We start from the raw sequence: 21,219 nt of genomic DNA, 5'->3' as shown, positions 1-21,219 counted from the left end.
GATGCCAGCCCTGCGTTCCAAGGGGTCGGTAATCGATACTGGTTTTTTATACGACGCGACGGAATGTTACCGTGATGGAGAGTCCCATCGAGGTCAACAGGTCGGCCCGGAGTCGGCGGGACGTGCTTGCGACTGCGGGGGCTGTCGTCGGTGCAGGCGTGGCTGGTTGTCTGGGCGTCGGCGGTGAATCCGTACACGTACTCTCGGCGGGAAGTCTGGCGACGACCTTCGAGGACCACGTCGGCCCAGCCTTCGAGTCTGAGACGGGGGCCGACCTGCGTGGCGAGTACTTCGGGACGAACGCGCTCATCCGGATGGTCAAAGACCAGACGGCACTCCCGGACGTAATCGTCAGTGCCGACGCGACGCTGCTGCGAGAGCGACTTTCGCCCGACTGGGACGTAGAATTTGCGACCAATTCGCTAGGTATCGGGTACAGCACCGAGACCGATGTCGGGTCGGCACTCGACGCCGGCACGGAGCAGTGGTACGATCTACTGAGTGAACTCGACGACGGGGAACTGGCAATTGCCGATCCGGATCTGGATCCGCTCGGCTACCGCGCGGTACAGGCGTTCGAGTTGGCCGAGCGCGAACACGGTCTCGACGGTTTCCGCGAGAAGATGCTCGACTCGGCGTACAGAGAGCCCGAAGAGCCACAGATCATGGCCGGCATCGAGACGGGATCCAGCGCGGCAGCGATCGTCTACCGGAATATGGCCATCGACCACGATGTTCCGTTTTACGAATTCCCCCCGGCGTACAACTTCGCGGAGCCATCGCTGGCGAGCCACTACGGGACAGTTTCCTACACCACTGACGAGGAGAACCATACGATCGAGGGCCGCCCGATTCTGTACAATGCCACGGTTCACTCGGAGGCAGATTCACCAGAACTCGGTCGGGATCTTGTCCAATTTCTCGCGGACAATCCCCAGATGCTGAGCGACGCCGGACTAACCGTCAACGACCCGCTGCCGGCCGTACGCGGGTCGACTCCGGAGGGGATCACCGTATGAGTTACGTCGGTCGACTCGGCTCCGGCGAATCCGGCCGGGAACTGCTCGTCCCCGCCGTGCTCGGCGGTGTGTTGCTCGTCTACTTCCTGCTCCCGTTCGTCGCCTTCCTCTCCCGGACCGGGACCGCGAACGTACTGGCGGGACTGTCGACGCCGGGGACGCAGGAAGCGATCCGCAACTCACTGCTCACGGCTCCAGTCTCGACGGCCATCGCGACGGTCTTTGGCGTCCCGCTCGCGTACGTGCTCGCGCGGCGCTCGTTTCCCGGCAAGCGAGTCGTCGAGGCAGTGGTCATCCTGCCGCTGGTGTTGCCGCCGGTCGTCGGCGGTGCGATGTTGTTGACCGCCGTCGGCCAGTTCACGCCGCTGGGATCGGCCGCCGAAACGGTGGGAATTGCGCTCACCAACAGCCTGCTCGGCGTGATTCTCGCACAGGTGTTCGTCGCCGCTCCGTTCGTCATCATCACCGCACGGGCGGGCTTCGGTGCCATCGACGAACGGCTCGAACGAGCCTCGCGCTCGCTGGGGTACGGCCCACTGCGGACCTTCTGGAACGTCTCGCTACCGATGGCTCGCGGGGCAATCGTCGCTGGCGTCGTCCTGACCTTCGCCCGGGCTATCGGGGAGTTCGGCGCGACGATGATGGTCGCGTACAATCCCCGAACGATGCCCACCCGCCTGTGGGTGGAGTTCATCACCGGCGGCATCGACGAAATCATTCCACTCGCGCTCGCGCTACTCGCGATCACGTTGCTCGTCGTGGCGAGCATCCAGCGACTCGGACGCGTTCCAACGGTGATCGACAGATGATCCTCGAACTCGATGCTCTCTCACACCGGTACGACGACGATGACCCGGCCGTCGAAGATATCTCATTCGGTGTCGAACAGGGTGAACTGGTTGCCCTGCTCGGCCCGAGTGGCTGCGGGAAGACCACACTCGTACAGGCGATTGCGGGCCATCTCCAGCCGTCGGAGGGTGAAGTTCGTCTCCGCGGTGCGGACGTGACCGAGAGTCCACCCGAGAGCCGAGACGTGGGACTCGTCTTTCAGGAGCCGACGCTGTTCCCGCATATGACCGTCGCCGAAAACGTCGCCTACGGGCTAAGGCCGGCAGGAATCGAGGCTGACCAGCGCGAGCAGCGAGTCCAGGAGTACCTGACGTTGGTCGCACTCGGGGAGCAGGCCGACGCCTCGCCCGGCAACCTGAGCGGCGGGCAGAAACGGCGGGTCGAACTCGCCCGCGCGCTCGCGCCAGAACCGGATCTGCTCTTGCTCGACGAACCGCTGTCGGCACTGGACCGACGGCTCCGCAAACAGTTACAGGACGAAATCGCGCGGATTCAGTCGGAGACGGGCGTGACGACGCTGTTCGTCACCCACGACCAGGAGGAAGCGATGGCGCTTGCCGATCGGCTCGTGGTGATGAACGGCGGGACCGTCTCCGCCGTCGGGGAGCCCCGCGAACTGTACGAACGGCCGCCGAATCGATTCGTCGCGGAGTTTCTGGGCCGGTCGAACACGATCACCGCCGAGGTGACGGGCCGACACACGCCCGCGGTCGAACTCGGAGCCGAGATGCGACGGATCAGTATCGAAAAGGCGGGAGGCGTCCCCGATGCGGTTATCTGTCAACTGCGACCGCGGGACCTCACGATCAGCCCACAGGAGGACGATAGAGCGGCCGTGTCGTTGCCCGGCCGTGTGGAGTCGGTCGACGACCTCGGACGGCGATACGACGTGACCGTCGAACTCGACCGCGGCGATTCCGTCGTCGTAGAAGGGACCGACTCACCGCCGTCGGTCGGCGATTCCGTCCGCGTACAGGCCGCTGCCGATTCGCTGTCTGTATTCAGCGGTAATGGGCAGCGACTCGACCACTGGGCGGTCGAGCGCTCGCTGAAACCGAAACCGGAACTCCGGTTGAAGTGAGTTATTCGCCCTGGAACTCGGGGTCACGACCCTCCATGAAGGCCTCGACGCCCTCGTGGTGGTCGTCGGTCTGGAAGACGATACCCTGTGCGACGGCTTCGTCGGTCATCGCCTGTTCGATGGATTTCTCGAAGCCTTCGTTGAGTAGGCGTTTGGTGTGTCGGAAAGCCACGTCCGGGCCCGAGGCGATTTTCGCGGCGAGTTCGTCGACCTTCTCGTCGATTTCCTCGGAGTCGTAGACGTGGTTGACCAGTCCGATCTCTTTGGCGCGCTCGGCGCCGAAGATGTCGCCCGTGAAGACGAGTTCTTTGGCGACGTTCAGACCGACGAGTCGCGGCAGGAGGAAAGATGTTCCCGCGTCGACACTCAGGCCAACCTGACGGAAGACGAAGCCGAAACTAGCGTCGTCGCTGGCGACCTGGATGTCACAGGCGATTGCGAGATTCCCGCCGGCACCGACGGCAGGACCGTCGATTTTGGCGATCGTCGGGAGGTGGTATTCGTAGATTCGCGTCAGTGTTTCGGGCGTCCCCTCTTCGAGTTCCTTGGCGCGGTCGTCGAGCGGAATGTCTCCCGTGAGCCCTTCGAGCATCCGGTCGATGTCACCGCCTGCACAGAACGACCCGCCGCTACCCTCGATGACGACGACGCTGGCGTCACTGTCGTCGATTTCGTCCAGCGCGTCGAGCATCCCCGATTCGATGGATTGCGAGAGCGCGTTGCGCCGATCCGGTTCGTTAAGCGTGATAGTTGCGATGCCGTCTTCGATGTCGAGTAGGACCGATTCGTCACTCATACGCTTGTCATCATCTCGGGCCTGATAGGTAACAGTTTCCCCTTTCACCCGGGCCGTTCATTTCCATCGTTCAGAATTTGCAGGCGATCCGACAGAGAGGGAATCGACTGTCTGACCGGAGTGATCGGATCCCAGAGCGTGAGCTCTCAGAGTTGAGTTCTCAGCCCTGAGAACTGCACACACAGACTGAAGTGAGCGCACTACTAGGTGTCCAACGATGGGGAATACACAAGCCCTCCTTCAGGACGCCCATCGACTTGGTCCCGCGGCACCAGGCGAAGAGTATGTCTACGGTTCGTGTGCGCCGGGGTGGCACGCCGCGGCGGACCACGAAACCTGCATCTACGAGTGGGTCGAAGATGTGCAGTCGGCGGGAATCGAGCGCGTCTGTTGTCTGCTCGCGGCCAGCGAAAACGAAGCAGAGCGGGCGAACGTTGGCGTCTATCGTGAGGAGTTCGGCCCCGACCGAACGTTACACGCATCAATTCCGACGAACAGACTCGCCGAACCCGAGCAACTGAACGGGGAGATTCTTCCCTTCCTCGAAGCGGGCAAAGCAGCAGACGAGGCGACTGTCGTCCACGGACTCACGGGGCTCTGCCGGACGGGGCAGGTCTTGTCGGCGTGGCTCGCCTATGACCGCGGGTACCGGCCGGACCGGGCAGTCCGAATCGTCGAGGAGTACGGCCGCGATCCGAGGAACGTGATCAGAAACGGGGACGCGACCGAAGATGATCTGTACGAGGTTCTCGAAGCGGTCCGACAGCCCCGCGAAAAGTACTGAGCCTTTTCACCAAGGGGGAAGTAGTCCGGGTATGGCGACGATCAAGGACAGTGTCCACGATCACATCGAGATTCACGGCGTGGCCGAGGAGTTGCTGGATACGCCGCCAGTCCAGCGACTCCGACGAATCGGCCAACTCGGGACGGTCGATCTGGTCTACCCCTCCGCGAATCACACTCGCTTCGAACACAGCCTCGGCGTCTATCATCTGGCCGACCGCGCGCTCGATCACCTCGGTATCGAGGGCAAACAGGCCGAACGCGTCCGTAGCGCGGCCCTGCTTCACGATATCGGACACTGTCCGTACAGCCACAACATCGAGGGGGTGCTCTATCGCCACACCGGCAAGTACCACGACGAGGTCCACGACCTGATCGAATCCGGCCCCGTCGCGCAGACGCTCACAGAACACGGCCTGAATCCCGACCGTATCGCCGATCTGATCTCCGGAGAGGGTGAACTCGGCCAACTCGTCTCCGGCGAACTCGATGTCGACCGGATGGATTACCTCGTCCGGGACGCCCACCACACTGGCGTTCCCTACGGTACGATCGATCACGAGCGACTCATCCGGGAGTTACGCCTCGTCGACGGCGACCTCGTCCTCGACGAGAACAACGTCCAGAGCGCCGAGAGTCTCCTCCTTGCTCGGGCGCTGATGAACCCGACCGTCTACAAACACCACGTCGCCCGCATCGCCAAGGCAATGTTGCGCCGCGGCGTCGAGCGCGTGCTCGAAACTGACGTGACCGACGCCGAACGACTCCGGCGGATGGACGATTACGATCTCATCTCGACACTCAGAGCGTGTTCCGAGACGGAGCGGATCGTCAGACGACTGGATCGCCGGGAGTTGTTCAAGCGGGCGCTGTGGACCGAACTCGATTCGGTCCCCGGAGACCTGCTCAGCGCGGATCACGAGGAGATTCGTGCCTTCGAGCGCGAGATTGCCGACGAAGCGAACGTCGACCGGGCGGACGTGGTTCTCGACGTACCGGCAAAGCCGACGATGAAAGAGTCCTCCTCGCGCGTGCTCGTCAACGGTGAGGTTCGAACTCTCGCCGAGCAGTCCACACTGGTGACGGCACTCGAACAGGCCCAGCGCGACCAGTGGCGGATGGGTGTCTACGCGCCGCCAGAGTCGAGCGAACGTGTCGGAACGGCCGCCGTTCGAAGGTTGGGACTGGATCTCGACGGGACCCGCATCCGAGACGTGCGGACGGGGATCAACGCCCGACTCGACGAGTTCGACAGTTAGGACACGTCGATGACTTCGATCTCGAATTCGAGGGTCTCGCCCGCGAGTTCGTGGTTGAAATCGACCACGACGAAGTCGTCTTTGATCTCGGTCACCTGCCCCGGGAGCCCGGAGTCTTTGGCTTCGACCTCGAAGCCGATTTCGAGGGTGCGATCGCCCATCATGTCCTCGAAGGCATCGCGGTCGTACTCGGCGACACGGGAGTCTTTGTACGGCCCGTAGGCTTTCTCCGGCGGGATTCGGACGGCGGTCGAGTCGCCTTCCTCCAGGCCCCGAAGCGCCTCTTCGAGACCTTCGATGACGGTACCCTCACCGACGTTGACCGTCAGCGGTTCGTACGCACGGTCGGGGTGTTCCGACGCGAGGCCTGTCTCCTCGGCGAGGCCGCGATCCGAAGTGTCGAACAATGTTCCGTCTTCGAGTCGGCCGACGTACTCGATGATCACGTCGTCTCCGTCCGAAATTGTCATGTCAGTATCTCAGCCGTCCACGGTGAAAAGGCCGACTGTTCGCAGCGATGAGAGCCAGCCGGCAGTCTGAAGTCAGTTCCCCACCAATCGACGCTAACCAGCCGATGAGCCAGCAGATCACCGAACTCGATTCCCGAACGGTCGAGCGAATCGCGGCCGGCGAGGTCGTCGAGCGCCCGGCCTCCGCGGTCAAGGAACTGATCGAAAACGCCATCGATGCCGACGCCTCACGGGTGACCGTCGCCGTCGAGGCGGGTGGCACGGAATCGATCCGGGTGAGCGACGACGGGATCGGAATGTCGGAGTCGGCACTCCGGCAAGCAGTACAGGAACATACGACGAGCAAAATCGGCGATATCGACGATCTCGAATCCGGCGTGGGAACGCTCGGCTTCCGGGGCGAGGCCCTGCACGCCATCGGGGCCGTCTCGCGGATGACGATCACTTCACGGCCCCGCGGCGGGTCCCAGGGGACCGAACTCACCGTCGAGGGCGGCGAGATTACGAACGTCTCGCCGGCTGGGTGTCCCGAGGGAACGACGGTCGAACTCGACGATCTGTTCTACAACGTGCCCGCCCGGCGGAAGTATCTCAAACAGGAGTCCACGGAGTTCGATCACGTCAACCGGATCGTGACGAACTACGCGCTGGCCAATCCGGACGTGGCTGTGACGCTCGAACACAACGGCCGGGAAACCTTCGCCACCAACGGCACCGGCGACCTGCAGGAGACCGTTCTATCGGTCTACGGCCGGGAAGTCGCCGAGGCGATGATCGAAATCAACGACGCCGATACAGAGGGGGACGGCCCGCTCGACGGCATCTCAGGGTTGGTCAGCCATCCCGAAACCAACCGCGCGAGCCGGGACTACTGTTCGACCTTTGTCAACGGCCGGTACGTGACCGCCAACACCGTCCGAGACGCCGTCTTCGAGGCCTACGGCTCGCAACTCGGCCCGGATCGGTACCCCTTCGCGGTCGTCTTCCTCGAACTCGATCCGGCCAGCGTCGACGTGAACGTCCACCCGCGGAAACTCGACATCCGATTCGCCGCGGAGGAGGCCGTCAGCGAACAGATCGAATCGGCCGTCGAATCTGCCCTCCTTCGGGAAGGGCTGCTCCGCAGTTCGGCCCCGCGGGGGAAATCTGCTCCCGACGAAACGGCAGTCGCGCCGGAATCTACCGACCGGAAACAGGCGAGTCTGGACGGCCGGACGGCAGAATCGGACGGAATTGACGAGAAATCGGTCGATGGGCCCGAATCGAGCGATCCGGAGCGGTCCAACACAGCCGACAGTACGGCGGCATCCACAGGCGGTGGATCCGAACGAGTACGGCGAGGCGAGACTTCGACTGAGGCCGAGCGACCGACAGTGCCGGGAACAGCCACTCACACCGAGAGTGCAGAAACCAATACCCAACGAGCGAGTGAGTCGAGTTCCGGACGTGAAGCGGCGAGTTCGACGGACGGAGAGACAACTTCCGAGAGCGAAGCGACGACACGCGACCGAACTCCCGGGTCATCGTCGCGGAAGTTCAGCGGCGGGGACGAACAGGCCCGACTCGGTGCCGACTCGGAGTCTCCCGAAAAGGAGTTCGACTTGCTGCCCTCGATGCGCGTCCTGGGTCAACTCCGAGACACCTACATCGTCGCGGAGACGGCCGAGGGAATGGTGTTGATCGACCAGCACGCTGCCGACGAGCGGATCAACTACGAACGCCTCCGGGAGTCACTGACCGGCGAGGTGACCACGCAGGCGCTGGCCGAACCCGTTGCGGTCGAACTCACCGCGAGGGAAGCGGAGTTGTTCGCCTCCCACGAGGACGCGCTAGCGTCGCTCGGCTTTCGAGCCTCGCTGGTCGACGACCGAACTGTGGAGGTGACGACCGTCCCCTCGCTGGTGGCCGAGTCGGCCGATCCGGAACTGATCCGGGACGTGCTCGACGACCTCGTCGGCGGCGACGCGGCCGCGGCGGCGACCGTCGAGGCCGCGGCTGAGGAACTTATCGCAGATCTGGCCTGCTATCCCTCGATCACCGGCAACACCTCGTTGACCGATGGCTCGATGGTAGACCTGCTCTCTTCGCTGGACGACTGTACCAATCCCTACGCCTGCCCGCACGGTCGGCCGGTGATCGTCGAGTTCGACACCGACGAACTCGAAGCGCGCTTCGAGCGGGATTATCCCGGACACGAGTGAATAGAGACGGGACGCCGACAATTTATTTGTCCGTGCTATCAACTACCAACCATCGGGACGGATCCGACTGTGGCAAGCGGGACAGACATGAGCGACGATCCAGCACGCTGTCGGCTCTGTAACGAGCCGGTTGACTCGCCAGCGGGAGACGACCAGCCGTATTGCTCGCCGGGCTGTCGACAGGTCGATCAGACCCTCGGTACGGCTGATTCAGGGCCAGCGGACGCTCAGGCGACCGACCGGAGTACAGACGGAGACGACTCAGCGACCGAACAGGTGTATCTCCACATCGACGGGATGCACTGTGCGACCTGCGAGGCCTTTCTCGAACGGCGGGCGACCAACTGCGACGGGGTACGCGATGCTGCCGCAAGTTACGTGACTGAGACGATCAGAATCGAGTACGAACCAGAACGCATCAGCATCGAAGAACTCGAAGACGAACTGACGACGGTCGGCTACAGCGTCGTGCCCCGGGATGATCTGGTGACCGTCGCCGATCAACACAACCGGCGCTGGGACGACCGCCAGATGGACGACATGCTCGGCTTTCGGTACGCGGCGGGGGTGCTCTTCGGGATATTCATGATGCTCCCGTACGTGACCGTCGTCTATCCGGTCCACCTCATCGAACTGCTCGGAACCGGCGACCTCGCCTTCTTTTCGGGCGGGGCAGGCCCCGGTGACGCGCTGATGGTCCTGCCGATTTTCATGATCATCACCGGCGTCGTCCTCTTCTTCACTGGCTTGCCGCTGCTCCGGGGCGCATACGTGAGTATCGTCATGCGCCAACCGAACCTCGACCTGCTGGTTGCGATTACGATCACCAGCGCGTACGTCTACGGCACGATTGCCTTCCTCACGAGCAACCTCAATATCTACTTCGATCTGACCATCCTGATCTCTGCCGTCGTCGTCGCGATCATCTACTACGAGTCACTGACCAAACAGCGCGCCGTCAATCTCCTGACGGAGTTGACTGTCTCGCAAGTGACCGAAGCTAATCGCTACGAGGACGACGGGACAACGACCGAGGTGGATATCTCCGACCTGGAACCGAACGACCGCCTGCTTGTCCGCGAAGGCGACCGCGTCCCCGTCGACGGCATCCTCGAATCCGACACCTGTACGGTCGACGAGGCGGTCGTCACCGGCGAATCCCTCCCAGTTCGGAAGGAGGCCGGCGACCGACTGATCGGCGGTTCGATCGTCACCGACGACGGCGCGACGATCCAGGTCGGCGATCCACCGACGAGCAGCCTCGATGCGCTGACGACCTCCGTCTGGGATCTGCAAAGTTCGACACACGGGATCCAGCGCTGGAGCGACCGACTCGCCGCGCGGGTAATTCCGGTGTTGCTCGTCCTCGCAGTCGCCGTCGGCGTCGTCGGATTTTGGTTGAATCGCAGCGTCATCGGTGCCATCCTCGCCGTGCTGGGCGTGCTTTTCATCGCCAATCCGTGGGGGCTGGGTCTCTCGACGCCGTTGTCGGTCGCCCGGAGTATCGAGGCTGCCATCAGCCACGGGATCATCGTCTTCGACGAGACTGTCTTCGAGCGATTGCGCGAGACCGACACCGTCGTCTTCGACAAGACCGGGACGCTGACGACGGGCGAGATGAACATGCTAGCGACCGACGTGGCCGACGACGCGCTGGCGAAGGCCGCCGAACTCGAACAGCACGCCGCCCATCCGGCTGGCAAGGCGATCAGTTCGTCCGTCGAGTTTGGCACGGAGAAGCGACCGGATGGCGGAACCAGCCGACGAGAGAGCGGTGAATCGACAGCGGAGCCCTCGACAAACCGCGTCACGGACGTGCAAAGCTACGATACGGGTATCGAGGGGACGGTCGGGGGCGAACGGCTGTTAGTCGGCAATCTGGCACTGTTCGCAGAGCGCGAGTGGGCAGTCTCGGAAGAGATCGAAAACCAGGCCATCGCCCACCGCGAGGCCGGTAACCTCCCGGTCGTGATCGGTCGGGAGGGGCGAGCGGAAGGGGTCGTCGTGCTCGGGGACGACCCCCGCGAGCAGTGGGAGCACATTCTCGAACGACTCGCCGACCGGGATATCCGGACCGTCGTCCTGACCGGTGACGACGCCGCGGCGGCAAGTCTCTTCGGCGACCATCCCGCGGTCGAACACGTCTTCGCTGGCGTCCCGCCCACGGGCAAGACGGCGACGATCCGTCGACTCCAGCAGGAGGACCACGTCACGATGGTCGGTGATGGAACGAACGACGGCCCCGCGCTGGCCGCGGCCGACCTCGGCATCTCACTAGGTGGTGGGACGGCATTGGCCTCCGAGGCCGCGGACATCACCGCACTGGGGGATGATCTGTCGAGTGTCGAGACGGCGTTCGACCTCGCGGCGGGTGCGCGTAAGCGGTTGCGCCAGAATACCGTGCTCGGGTTGCTGTTCAACGCCGTGACCATCCCGCTGGGAATCGCGGGGCTGTTGAACCCGCTGTTCGTGATGGGCACTGCCGTCCTGACCGTCTGTGCGGTCAGCCTGAACGCGACGAGACCACTGATCGAGTAGTTCATCACGTTTTTGAGACGGAAATCACAGATGGAATTCCTGTTGCTTTATATGCGCCAAGCCTAAGACTGGGTTGTGACGAGAACAAACGAGACGGTCCAGCTTTCGCTCGTTCAGCTGGACAATTACGGTCCGTGGACGGTGACGCCGTCGCCACGGCGGGAGACTGATCTGCAGTCCTTGCAGGCCCACCTCTACGCTGATTTTGCGGATTTCGTGGGCCGGGAAGACGGCTATGCGTTTTTCGACCGGTTCGACAACATCATCGGCGTGACCAACGGCATCGACCGCCGGACGCACGAACGGTTCCAGGAACACGTCCGCAACCAGTATCCGATCACCGCGAGTATCGGCATCGGGGCCGCGTCGACGCCGCTCGAAGCGCTCGGGAAAGCGACCGAAGTGCTACAGGACGCCGGCAGCGCACAGGACCCGAACAGAACGGAGATTCTGGCGACCGACGGAACTGTCGACCCCGCCGAGGGAGAGGTGACCATCGCTCACTTCGATATCGTCGACGTGACCGGGACCTACACCGACAGCGTCAACGCCGCACGGACGACGCTTGATGTCCGCCGCGCCACGCTCGAACTCGCCGAGTACATGCAGAGCGAACACGACAGCATCGCCCGCTTCGTCGGCGGGGACAACATCATTGCAGTCTGTCCGCGACTCTCAGAAGATGTCTTCGACGACGCACGCGATGCCGTCCGCAAACGGGCCGACATCGAGATGCAGGTTGGCGTCGGCCGCGGCCTGACCGCCCACGACGCCGGCTACCGCGCCAAACTCGCACTCGAAGAATGTCGAGAGAACGGCCACCGCGTCCACCAGATAACGACGAAAGTCGCGACTGACTGACGCTGTTTTCGTCGGCGGCTGCAATCCATCCGAACCGTTTTGATCGTCCCGAGTCCAGAATGTTTCATGGTCGACGTACCGCTGGGTCGGGAGACGATATCTATCGAATTACCTTCGTGTGCAGTGACGACAGCAGTGCCCGAGGGCGGTGACGAAATCGATGTCGGGGCGCAGGCTCGCGGGGAAATGGCCGATCCACTCGGGCGACCGCTGGCGGAGCGCGTCACTCCCGACGATCAGGTCGCAATCGTCGTTACCGACGTGACCCGCGCGACGCCCGACGATATCCTGCTCGACGTGCTGCTGGCGGAACTCGACCGGGGAGGAGTCGACCGCGAGCAGGTGACAGTCGTGATCGGACTCGGACTCCACCGGCCGATGACCGACGAGGAAATCGAGGCGGCGCTGGGTGAGCACGCCGATCTGACGGTCAACCACGATCCGGATCGAACTCGAACTGTGGGGACAGTCGAGGACTGTCCGATCGAGATATTCGAACCGGTCGCAGAGGCAGATCTCGTCTGCTCGACGGGGATGGTCGAACCCCACCAGTACGCGGGCTTCTCCGGCGGGGCGAAGACCGCGGTGATCGGCGCGGGCGGGGAGGCACAGATCAGATACAGCCACGGCCCGGAGATGCTCGCCCGCGACGGCGTGCGACTTGGTCGAATCGACCACAATCCATTCCGGGCGTTCGTCGACGACGCCGGCGACGCGCTCGGTGTAGATTTCTGTCTGAACGTCACCCACGGCCCCGCGGGAATCACGGGTGTCGCGGCCGGGGAGCCACGGAACGTTGTCGAATCACTCGCGGCAACGGCGAGGGAAGCGCTGTCCGTCGAGATATCCGAGGAGTACGACGCTGTCGTCGCGGGCATCGGCGCACCCAAAGACGCGAATCTCTATCAGGCGAGTCGCGCGGCCACCTACGTCGTCCTCGGTGCGAATAACCCGCTCCGAGACGGTGGGCGGGTCGTGCTTCCGGCGCGATTGCCCGAGGGAGCCGGCGAGGGCCGCGGCGAGCAGCGCTTTTACGACAAACTCTCGGCGGCGGAGAGTGCAACGGCACTGTACGACGACCTCCGTTCGGGCTACGAACCGGGGACACAGCGGGCCTTCGTGTTGGCGCGGGCGTTGCGTGAGCACGACGTGTGGGTCACGAACAGCGGGTGTCCGGATCTGGTCGAAGACTGTCTGCTGTCTGCAAGCGACCGCGTCGCAGAAGCAATCGACCCCGACAGCGACGTGCTGGTCGTCCCGGACGCGCTGAACACGCTGCTCGTCTGAGCAGCCTACTCGGAGCGGAGGCGGTCGTGCCAGCGCCCGGGCGTTCGGGTGGCGAGAACAGCACCGAAAGCGGCGGCGACGACGGCGACGCCGAGCGCTACCGCAGTCGACTGCAGCGGCGCCGTGCCGTAGGCCAGCGCCGCCACCAGAAGCGGGACCGAGACCAGCGCCAGCCCAGCCCCGTAGACCGCAAAGAGTGCGGTATCGAAGAGCAGTTCGTTGGCCGAAAAGCCCGTCAGGTACGCCGTCAACCCGAAGACGTACAGCGCGACCAGCGGGAAGACGGCGACGCCGACCAGCAGATCCGTCGGCGGGTAGCGGAGCGCGCCGAGGGCGAGAAAGCCGAGCGCGAACGGAAGCGAACAGATGTAGAATGCGGCGAGTTTGCCCCGGAAGACGGCCGTCAGTCCGTCAGGATAGCGGAGGTACTCGTCGGGATCGTCGACCTGTGTCACCCAGTTGTAGGTGGTGAACGTGCCCAGTCCGAGCAGCGTCCCGAAGGCGATTCCGCCGGAGGGGTCGAGCGCTGTCGCGACAGCGAGGCGGTCGAGCAACAGGAATGCAACCCCGAACAGCACGCCCAGCGAGACACCCACCTTCCAGATAGAGCCGCTGGATCGACTCACTTCGAGCAGCGAGCGAGCGGTGTGAACGTCGGTCAGCGAGCGCAGACGGCGGAACCGATCCGGGTCGGTCCGGCGAAGCGACCGGGCAGACGAGGGCTGGAACACTAATGGGCCGGCAACGATGACGACGGCGAGGACGACCAGACTCCCCGCGGCAGTGTCGAGACCGGGGTCGACGAAGACTGCGTAGGGCGTCAGCCCCACCATGGTCGTCGGGTCGAGGACGATGCCGGCCACGGCTGCTGCGACGACGGCGACGAGGCCGAGTTTGCTTCGGGTACCGATCCCCGCGAGCGCAAGACTCCCGCCGGTTCCCAGCGCGAACGTGGCGGCGACGGTCACCCAGAGCAGCCCGACGGTCGGAACCGAGAGCCCGCCCGTGAGTCCGACAGGGACGAAGCCGACGACGACCGGCGTTAGGAAGAAGACCAGATAGTAGACGATGTCTTTCCAGATAAACACGGCGAGCAGCCGCCGGCGCGAGACGGGCAGCGTTCGGGCCGAGAAGACCAGAAGCGTCACGTCGCCGAGCACGTCCCGGAGGGCATCCCGGCCGACCAGCCCGATAGTGCCGACCTGCAGCCCGAAGAAGAAGACCAGCGCGTGCAGGCCGGCGATGATGGTTTCGATCGAACTCCCCGTCAGCGAGAACAGATAGAGTCCGCCGCCGGCGAGCAGTGCGGTCACGACCGGGAAGACGAGAAATCGATCCCGGCCGAACAACTCCGCGTGGAGGCGGTACTCTTCGAGCAGCATCCGGGAGAACAGCCGGCTCGTTCGGGTCATCTCGCAGTCACCCCTCGTTCGCCGACGGTTCGGCTCACGGCGTGGGCACCTCCTCGGTCACTTCCGACTCGTAGGTGCTGAGCAGCCCATCGTCCATGGTTTCGGGAGCGCGCTGGGTGCGGAGCCGGCCGTCCGCGATGATGCCGACTTCCGTGCAGAGTTGCTCGGCGACTTCGACGAAATGCGTCGAGAGAAAGAGCGTGTTGCCGTCCTCGCAGTAGCGGCGAAGCTCTCGTTTCACCTCGGCCTGCATCAGCGGATCGAGATTGACCAGCGGTTCGTCGATGAAGGCAAGATCCGGCTCGTGGATGAACACCTGCGCGAGCATCACGCGCTGGCGTTCGCCCTCCGAGAGGTCAGAGTTCAGCGTGTCGAGAATCCCGCGGAAATCGAAGGTGTCGGCCCACATCTCGATTCTGTCGTCGACGTTCGACAGCGAGCGCACGTCGCCGACGAATTCGAGATACTCCCGCGGGGTGAGAAAGCTCGGCGGATCCTCGCGCTCGGGGAGAATGCCGATCGAACGGCGGACGTCGATCGGATCGGCGACGGGATCGGTACCGAGGACGCTGACTGTCCCCTCGGTGGGCGTCCGCTGGCCGGTCAGAATTTCGATCGTGGTCGTCTTGCCTGACCCGTTCGGGCCGAGTAGCCCGTAGAGCTCTCCGCTCTCGACGGTGAGGTCGAGTCCATCCAACGCCACCACGTCGCCGTACTCCTTGCGCAACCCCGCGACCTCGATTGCAGCCATACCACGGGTATCGGAACGGACCGAATTAAATCCCGGTCCTGCGCGCGGACGCGCCGTGAGAATCGTCCGAACGCTGAAGTTTCTCAGCGATGATCTTTCAGTTGAATATGACGGAGGTGACTGTCGCAGCGTCCGTGCTCGAACTCGCCTTTGCGACAGTCCCGGCCACCGTCGCCGCTGCGCTGTGGCGCTACCGGTCCCGACCAGCAGCGCTCCCGGTGTTCATCATGACCCTCACGGCGGCGGTGTACTCTGCCTCTGCGGGCATCGCGACCCTGCTTGGAGTCCCGATACTCACGGAGTTCCTCTATTATCTCCGGTGGCCACTCGGCGCAACGATCGCAGCGGGAGCCTTTTACACCGGCGTCGAGTACACCGACCGGACAGAATTCCAGCATCCGCTCGTTGTCATTGGCCTCATTGGATTCGTCATCATCGACGCCGCTGTCATTCTGAGTAATCCGATTCATCAGGCCGTCTTTTCGGAGCTCGTGCTCAGTCCTGACGGTCGTGTGGTAACCGCCCAGACGGGGCCGCTGGTTATCGTCCATCTGCTTTTTTCGATCGGATTAGCCGTCGCCGGCGTCGAATTGCTCGTCGTCCGGTATCTTCGGGACCGGCTCTACAGATGGCAGACGGGCGCACTGATCATCGGGATCAGTCTTGGAATCGTCTTCTTCGTGCTCGAATCGGCGGTCGTGATCCATCCGGCGTTCAATCTCGCCACGGTCGGACTCGCTGCCGGAAGTCTCGCGCTGCTGTGGGCGATCATTCGGGTGGAGTTTCTCCAGACGGTCCCGATTGCGCGGGAGACGCTGATGGGGAGCATGGACGACATCGTCATCGCGCTCGATGCCGAGAACCGCGTCATCGACATGAACCGAGCGGCCACCGAACTTGTCGACGGAACATACGACATCGGCAACCACGTAGAGAAAACCTTCGACAACTTCCCCGAGTTCGCCACGAGACTGGCAGAGAGTACAGCACCGTGTCAACGAACCGACTCAGATCGGGATGTCACCCATGGTGGCGGGCGCGACTCGAGCGAGACGGACCTCTCGTTGACCAGAGACGGAGAAACGCGGTATTACGATCTCAACGTCTCGGCGATCGAATACGCGACCGGCTACCGGGCGGGCCCGGCCGAGGATAGCACGGTCGGCCGGTTGTTCGTCGTCCGAGACGTGACGCCGTCACGGCGACGAGAGGAGGAACTCGACCTCATCAAGCAGGTATTCGCCCGAGTGCTCCGGCACAATCTCCGGAACGATCTCAATATCATCAGAGGCGAGGCCGATCAACTCGACTGCGACGGCGAGGACTGTGAGTCCGTCGAGGCGATCATCGAGCGAGCAGACCACATGATCGACCTCAGCGAGAAGGCACGCCATCTCGAACGAATCATCGAGCGCCCCGATTCCTCGTTACAGTTCCGGCTTCGGTCGGTCGTCGAGACTGCCATCGAAGATGCGACTGTAGAGTACCCTGAGGCGTCTGTACGGGTCGATGTCGGTGATCTACCGCGAGTTCGAGCACACGGCGCGTTGCCAGTGGCGATCGAAAATATCGTCGAGAACGCCTGCGAACACCACCCGACGCACGCGCCGGTGATCGAAGTCGATGCACGACGTGACGGTGATTACGTCGAACTGACGGTCACGGACGATGGACCGGGGATTCCGGAGCAGGAAATCGACGTGTTGACTGCCGATAGCGAGACCAAACTCGAACACGGCAGCGGAATCGGCCTGTGGCTGGTTCGATGGATCGTCGATCACTCGAACGGAACGGTCAACATCGAATCGACCGACAGCGGCACCCGAGTAACGATTCGATTGCTGGTTGGGGGGAAGCCATCAGTATGATTTTTATCGGAGCATCGCCCACAGAGAACTGTGAAAATCGGGAGCTTTCGGGGACGGCCGTCGAAGGCCCACATGCTCTGGACGCGGACGACCGACAGCGGCAAGCCCATGAAGCGCTTCGACGACACCCACTTCAAAAAGTGGGTCACCCACTGTGGGTTCGATTTCGACACCCGCAAACGCATCGACCACGACCGGGCCGACAGTTCCAGAACGCAGTATCGGTGCGTGTTCCGGTGGGGAAAGACCAAACAGAAACAGGTCGAAATCGCCGACAAAGCGGTGACACTCGGGAGTCAGAAGACACCGATCACGTTCATCGAAATCGACGAGGAGGGATATGCTCGCGTCAAGGTCGGAGATGTCGAGGAGATATACAACATCGTCGAGATGCGCCACGACGGGGCCGCGCTGTTGATCAAGACGGCAGGCGGCGAGAAGAAAAAACTCGACGGAAAGAAACTCTCGGGATAGCCGAGTCGTGACGCTCAAGTCAGTGCTCGGACAATTGTGCGATATGACGACAGAGCAATCGGATCGCCGATGGCCCTCCAGACGGCGCTTTCTGGGGAGTGTCGCCGCGGGAACGGTTGCGCTCGCTGGTTGTACCGGCGGCTCCGAAACCGACCCCGCAAACGGTCCGGACACACTGGACGAGCCGCCCGAATGGCCGCCCGTGCTCGGCGACCCGGACGCGGCGGTCACCCTCGAAGTGTTCGAGGATTTCAACTGCCCGCACTGTCAAGACTACAACACGGAGCAGTTCCCCGAGATCGAATCGGAGTATCTCGACTCCGAACAGATTCGGTACGTCCACCGTGACCTGCCCTTCCTCCACGAAACGTCCTGGCAGGCCGTAAGCGCCGTCCGAGAAGTGTATCGGCTCTACGGAAACGAACAGTTCTGGTCGTACAAATCGACCCTGATGAGCGAGGGCGGCCGTATCCAGCAGGAGGCACCCGATATCTTCGGCGAGATCGCAGACCAGCAGAACCTCGACGCGGACGCGATCCAGCAGGCCGCAGCAGACCGCGAACACGACGCAGCTGCCCGAGAGGACCGCAGTCGGGCCGAAGAGTACGGAGTCCAGGGCACGCCCGCGTTCGTCGTCGACGGAGAACTGACCGACGACCTCGCCGACGCTCGTGAGACCATCGACACCAAACTCTCGGAGTGAGTCATGCAGGACACTCCCCCTGTGGCGGTCCTGCGACTGGGTCACCGCCCCGGCCGTGACGAGCGAATGACGACACACGTCGGGCTGACCGCGCGCGCGCTCGGTGCTGATCGGGTTGTCCTCGCCAAGGCGGGTGCCAGCCGAAGTGGGACCATCGAGGACATCACCGACCGCTTCGGCGGCCCCTTCGCCGTCGAGACGACCGACAGCCCAATCGGATACCTGAACGACTGGGACGGCCCGATCGTCCACCTGACGATGTACGGCCTCCCCGTTCAGGAGGTCGAGGACGAGATACGAGACGCCCACGAAACCGAGCCAATTCTGGTCGTGGTCGGAGCGGAGAAGGTGCCGTGGGATGTCTACGAGGAGGCAGATTACAACGTCGGCGTCACGAATCAACCGCACTCCGAAGTCGCCTCGCTCGCAGTCTTTCTCGATCGCCTGTTCGAGGGCGAAGAACTGGACCGTGAGTGGAAGGACGCCGACCGCCACGTAGTCCCACAGGAAGCAGGCAAGCGCGTCGACGAAGAGTGAGTCTACTGCTGCGCGACGCTACTGTTCTGCGGCCGGTGACTCGGCGGTCGGAATCTCGACCGGAGTGAGATTCGCCTCGATTTCGTCCCGTCGGTCCTCGAATTCACCCGGGAGGACGAGTCGCCCACCGAGATCCTCCAGCGATTCGTCACTGTCGTAGCCCGGGCCACTCGTCGCCAACTCGAAGAGAATTCCCGCGTGCTCTCGGAAGTAGACCGACCGGAACCAGTGACGGTCGATCTGTGCGCTCGGATTCAGCCCCTCCTTTCGGACGGCGGTCCGCATCGCCTCCTGATCCTCGTCGGTCGGTGTCTGGAAGGCGACGTGATGGACCGTCCCGTGACCCTGGCGACTGCCTTCGATTGTCGGCAGCACGTCGACGTACTTGCCGACTGGCCCCTCCGCGGCGAAGCGCGTTCGCTCGTCGCCGGGCGTGTCGCCCTGTGCCTGTTCGGTTCCGACCTTCTCCAGCCCCATCGTCTCTAGCAACTCCTGTGTTGGCAATGGGTCAGCGACCCACAGTGTCACCGAGTGAAAGCCCCGGATGGCGTACTCCTCGGGAACGAACTCGGCCCACGGATCGGTCGGGTCGTCCTCGGGAATGTCCGTCTCGACCAGTTCGACCGGGAGACCGTCGGGGTCACGGAAGGGGAGCACCGTCTCCGCTCGCGGCTCGTCGCCGCTCGCGCTATCCGAGGCACTCCGTGCCTCGCTGCCGAATCGCTCGACGCGGTCGTCGTAGTCGACGCCGTACTCGTCGAATCGGTTCTCCCAGAAGTCGAGGCTTCCCTCTGGGACGCGGAAAGCGGTGCGGGAGACCTGTCCAGAGCCAACTTTTCCGGCACTCATGCTCTCCCACGGGAAGAAGGTCATACCCGTTCCCGGATTCCCCTCGCTGTCGGCGTAGAAGAAGTGGTAGGTTCCGGGGTCGTCCTGGTTGATCGAGCGCTTGACGAGTCTGAGTCCGAGCGTCTCGACCCAGAAGTCGATGTTCTGCTGTGGATCACCCGCGATGCAGGTGACGTGGTGGATGCCGGGCGTCGGCGGTGTCTCTGTCATATTCGTAATTAGGACCGGACCCACTTCAGTTCGCGCTGACACCGGTGTTACCGCTCCGAGCCAGCGGCATCCAGCGGGGGTCATGAAGAGATAAAAATGACCGAACAGCAATTAAGTGCGTAGCGAATACATTGAAACCAAAACGTATCGGTATCGAAACAGAGCTGTAGCAGTGTGTGTCGCCCGTCCCGCCTACCCACTCCGAACAGAAGATGACTCACGACCAGAACGACTCAGCCGACAGCGCGCCCCTCCGACAGGCGCTCGACCGGGTCGACGAGCCTCTGTATATCGTTAGTGACGGCGAGATCGACTTCGTCAACCGTCAGCTACTGGAGTTGACGGGATACGAGCGCGATGAGTTGGTCGGGGAGGAGCCGACGAAACTGCACCACGGCGAGGATCTCGACGAGCGCCGTCGTCGCCTCGAATTGCTCCGGGAAGATCCGAACCGAACGTCGGTCCGATGGGTCTGCCGTCTCGTCTCGAAACGTGGGGCAGAACTACCGATACAACTGGAGCAATCACTTGTCGAACAGACAGCGCAAGCGGAAGAGGTCGTCTGTCAGGTCCAGGACATCCGACAGAAAACCCAGCAGGAACAGAAGCTGAATATTCTGACACGAGCACTGCGGCACAACATCCGCAATCAGATGAATCTCGTCGTCGGCCACGCGACGACGTTACAGGAGATCGACGACCCGAGTTACCGAACCGCCGCAGAGACTATCGAAGAGGTCGGCGAACAGGTGATCAATCTCGCGAACAAGGCACGGAAGGCTCAGGAACACCTCGATATCCCCGCTGAGGAGGAGTGTCAGGTGGATCTGGTTGAGACCGCATCGCTGGTCGTCGAGAAATTCGAGATCAAACACCCCCGGGCGACAGTGACGACAGCGTTTCCCGAGCGCGCGGTGGCGTTCGCCCCGCCATCGGTCGAAGTTGCGTTGATGGAACTGATGGAGAACGCTGCGATCCACCACGAGAGTGGGACCGGCCCCGTTCGCGTCGTCATCGAGCAGGATTCGGAAACCTCGGCGATCCACGTTGACGACGAGTGCGCCCGGATTCCAGAGGGGGTCATCGACACGATCGAGCGCGGCGAGGAGCAAGCGCTACGGCACAACGACGGTCTCGGCCTCTGGATCGCCCGGTGGATCGCCGACACGGTCAACGGTGACCTCCGTTTCGGCCGCCGCGAAGACGGGGCTGGCAACCGGGTAACCCTCCGGTTCAAGCGCCTGAAATCGACGAATCCAGATTTATAAGTC

Annotated in this window: 19 protein-coding genes; 14 read left to right on the top strand and 5 right to left on the bottom strand. The window is 63.1% G+C overall.

The features are described from left to right. The first annotated feature begins 74 nt into the window (after positions 1–74). The 3 genes from V8P86_RS09615 to V8P86_RS09605 are packed head-to-tail and all read left to right on the top strand — an operon-like array spanning position 75 to position 2,949. A complete protein-coding gene (locus tag V8P86_RS09615) occupies positions 75–1,019 on the top strand; it encodes an extracellular solute-binding protein (protein WP_336327048.1) in 945 nt (314 codons plus the stop codon). Then, complete coding sequence (locus tag V8P86_RS09610) at positions 1,016–1,828, top strand: ABC transporter permease (protein WP_336327047.1); 813 nt, start codon at positions 1,016–1,018, stop codon at positions 1,826–1,828. Before V8P86_RS09615 ends, V8P86_RS09610 begins: the two co-directional genes overlap by 4 nt. Then, a complete protein-coding gene (locus tag V8P86_RS09605) occupies positions 1,825–2,949 on the top strand; it encodes an ABC transporter ATP-binding protein (RefSeq protein ID WP_336327046.1) in 1,125 nt (374 codons plus the stop codon). Before V8P86_RS09610 ends, V8P86_RS09605 begins: the two co-directional genes overlap by 4 nt. Position 2,950: 1 nt before the next feature. On the opposite strand, the gene V8P86_RS09600 is transcribed toward V8P86_RS09605, so the two are convergent. Then, entirely contained in the window at positions 2,951–3,745 is a 795-nt protein-coding gene (locus tag V8P86_RS09600) for an enoyl-CoA hydratase/isomerase family protein (protein WP_336327045.1), read from the bottom strand. A 217-nt stretch (positions 3,746–3,962) separates the two neighbouring features. Here V8P86_RS09600 and V8P86_RS09595 point away from each other — a divergent pair, with 217 nt between their 5' ends. Then, positions 3,963–4,529, top strand: coding sequence for a protein phosphatase (locus V8P86_RS09595; RefSeq protein WP_336327044.1), 567 nt, complete (start codon positions 3,963–3,965; stop codon positions 4,527–4,529). Positions 4,530–4,560: 31 nt separating this feature from the next. Then, positions 4,561–5,787 (top strand): HD domain-containing protein, encoded by a 1,227-nt coding sequence (locus V8P86_RS09590; protein WP_336327043.1) that lies wholly within the window; start codon positions 4,561–4,563, stop codon positions 5,785–5,787. Here the strand turns inward: V8P86_RS09590 and V8P86_RS09585 are convergent. Next, a complete protein-coding gene (locus V8P86_RS09585) occupies positions 5,784–6,257 on the bottom strand; it encodes an FKBP-type peptidyl-prolyl cis-trans isomerase (RefSeq protein ID WP_336327042.1) in 474 nt (157 codons plus the stop codon). The two genes, V8P86_RS09590 and V8P86_RS09585, sit on opposite strands and share 4 nt — an antisense overlap. 104 nt (positions 6,258–6,361) lie before the next feature. Between V8P86_RS09585 and mutL the strand changes: the two genes are divergently transcribed. The 4 genes from mutL to V8P86_RS09565 all read left to right on the top strand — a co-directional run bounded on the left by mutL (position 6,362) and on the right by V8P86_RS09565 (position 13,144). Beyond that, positions 6,362–8,458, top strand: a complete 2,097-nt coding sequence (gene mutL / locus V8P86_RS09580; RefSeq protein WP_336327041.1) for a DNA mismatch repair endonuclease MutL — start codon at positions 6,362–6,364, stop codon at positions 8,456–8,458. Positions 8,459–8,545: 87 nt separating this feature from the next. Next, complete coding sequence (locus V8P86_RS09575) at positions 8,546–10,996, top strand: heavy metal translocating P-type ATPase (RefSeq protein WP_336327040.1); 2,451 nt, start codon at positions 8,546–8,548, stop codon at positions 10,994–10,996. Positions 10,997–11,071: 75 nt separating this feature from the next. Further along, complete coding sequence (locus tag V8P86_RS09570) at positions 11,072–11,857, top strand: GTP cyclohydrolase IIa (RefSeq protein ID WP_336327039.1); 786 nt, start codon at positions 11,072–11,074, stop codon at positions 11,855–11,857. Positions 11,858–11,923: 66 nt separating this feature from the next. Next, complete coding sequence (locus V8P86_RS09565; RefSeq protein ID WP_336327038.1) at positions 11,924–13,144, top strand: lactate racemase domain-containing protein; 1,221 nt, start codon at positions 11,924–11,926, stop codon at positions 13,142–13,144. 5 nt (positions 13,145–13,149) lie between these two features. On the opposite strand, the gene V8P86_RS09560 is transcribed toward V8P86_RS09565, so the two are convergent. Next, positions 13,150–14,556, bottom strand: coding sequence for a hypothetical protein (locus V8P86_RS09560; protein ID WP_336327037.1), 1,407 nt, complete (start codon positions 14,554–14,556; stop codon positions 13,150–13,152). 34 nt (positions 14,557–14,590) lie between these two features. Continuing rightward, positions 14,591–15,307 (bottom strand): ABC transporter ATP-binding protein, encoded by a 717-nt coding sequence (locus V8P86_RS09555; RefSeq protein ID WP_336327036.1) that lies wholly within the window; start codon positions 15,305–15,307, stop codon positions 14,591–14,593. A 107-nt stretch (positions 15,308–15,414) separates the two neighbouring features. Between V8P86_RS09555 and V8P86_RS09550 the strand changes: the two genes are divergently transcribed. Genes V8P86_RS09550 through V8P86_RS09535 form a run of 4 tightly spaced genes read left to right on the top strand, consistent with a single transcriptional unit; the run spans position 15,415 to position 18,889 of the window. Then, on the top strand, positions 15,415–17,175 hold the full coding sequence (locus V8P86_RS09550; RefSeq protein ID WP_336327035.1) for a sensor histidine kinase: 1,761 nt from the start codon (positions 15,415–15,417) through the stop codon (positions 17,173–17,175). A gap of 30 nt (positions 17,176–17,205) precedes the next feature. Next, on the top strand, positions 17,206–17,649 hold the full coding sequence (locus tag V8P86_RS09545; protein ID WP_336327034.1) for a hypothetical protein: 444 nt from the start codon (positions 17,206–17,208) through the stop codon (positions 17,647–17,649). 43 nt (positions 17,650–17,692) lie between these two features. Next, positions 17,693–18,352, top strand: coding sequence for a DsbA family protein (locus V8P86_RS09540; RefSeq protein ID WP_336327033.1), 660 nt, complete (start codon positions 17,693–17,695; stop codon positions 18,350–18,352). A 3-nt stretch (positions 18,353–18,355) separates the two neighbouring features. Continuing rightward, positions 18,356–18,889 carry a tRNA (cytidine(56)-2'-O)-methyltransferase gene (locus tag V8P86_RS09535; RefSeq protein WP_336327032.1) on the top strand — a complete coding sequence of 178 codons (534 nt, stop codon included), beginning with the start codon at positions 18,356–18,358 and terminating at the stop codon, positions 18,887–18,889. Between the two features lie 18 nt (positions 18,890–18,907). Here V8P86_RS09535 and V8P86_RS09530 read toward each other — a convergent pair whose 3' ends face one another. Then, on the bottom strand, positions 18,908–19,948 hold the full coding sequence (locus tag V8P86_RS09530) for a VOC family protein (protein WP_336327031.1): 1,041 nt from the start codon (positions 19,946–19,948) through the stop codon (positions 18,908–18,910). Between the two features lie 212 nt (positions 19,949–20,160). Here V8P86_RS09530 and V8P86_RS09525 point away from each other — a divergent pair, with 212 nt between their 5' ends. Further along, positions 20,161–21,216 carry a PAS domain S-box protein gene (locus V8P86_RS09525; protein WP_336327030.1) on the top strand — a complete coding sequence of 352 codons (1,056 nt, stop codon included), beginning with the start codon at positions 20,161–20,163 and terminating at the stop codon, positions 21,214–21,216. Positions 21,217–21,219: the final 3 nt, after the last annotated feature.

The organism is Halovenus anhuiensis, from assembly GCF_037080055.1.
GTDB lineage: Archaea > Halobacteriota > Halobacteria > Halobacteriales > Haloarculaceae > Halovenus.
This window is presented reverse-complemented; position numbering and strand designations above follow the sequence as displayed.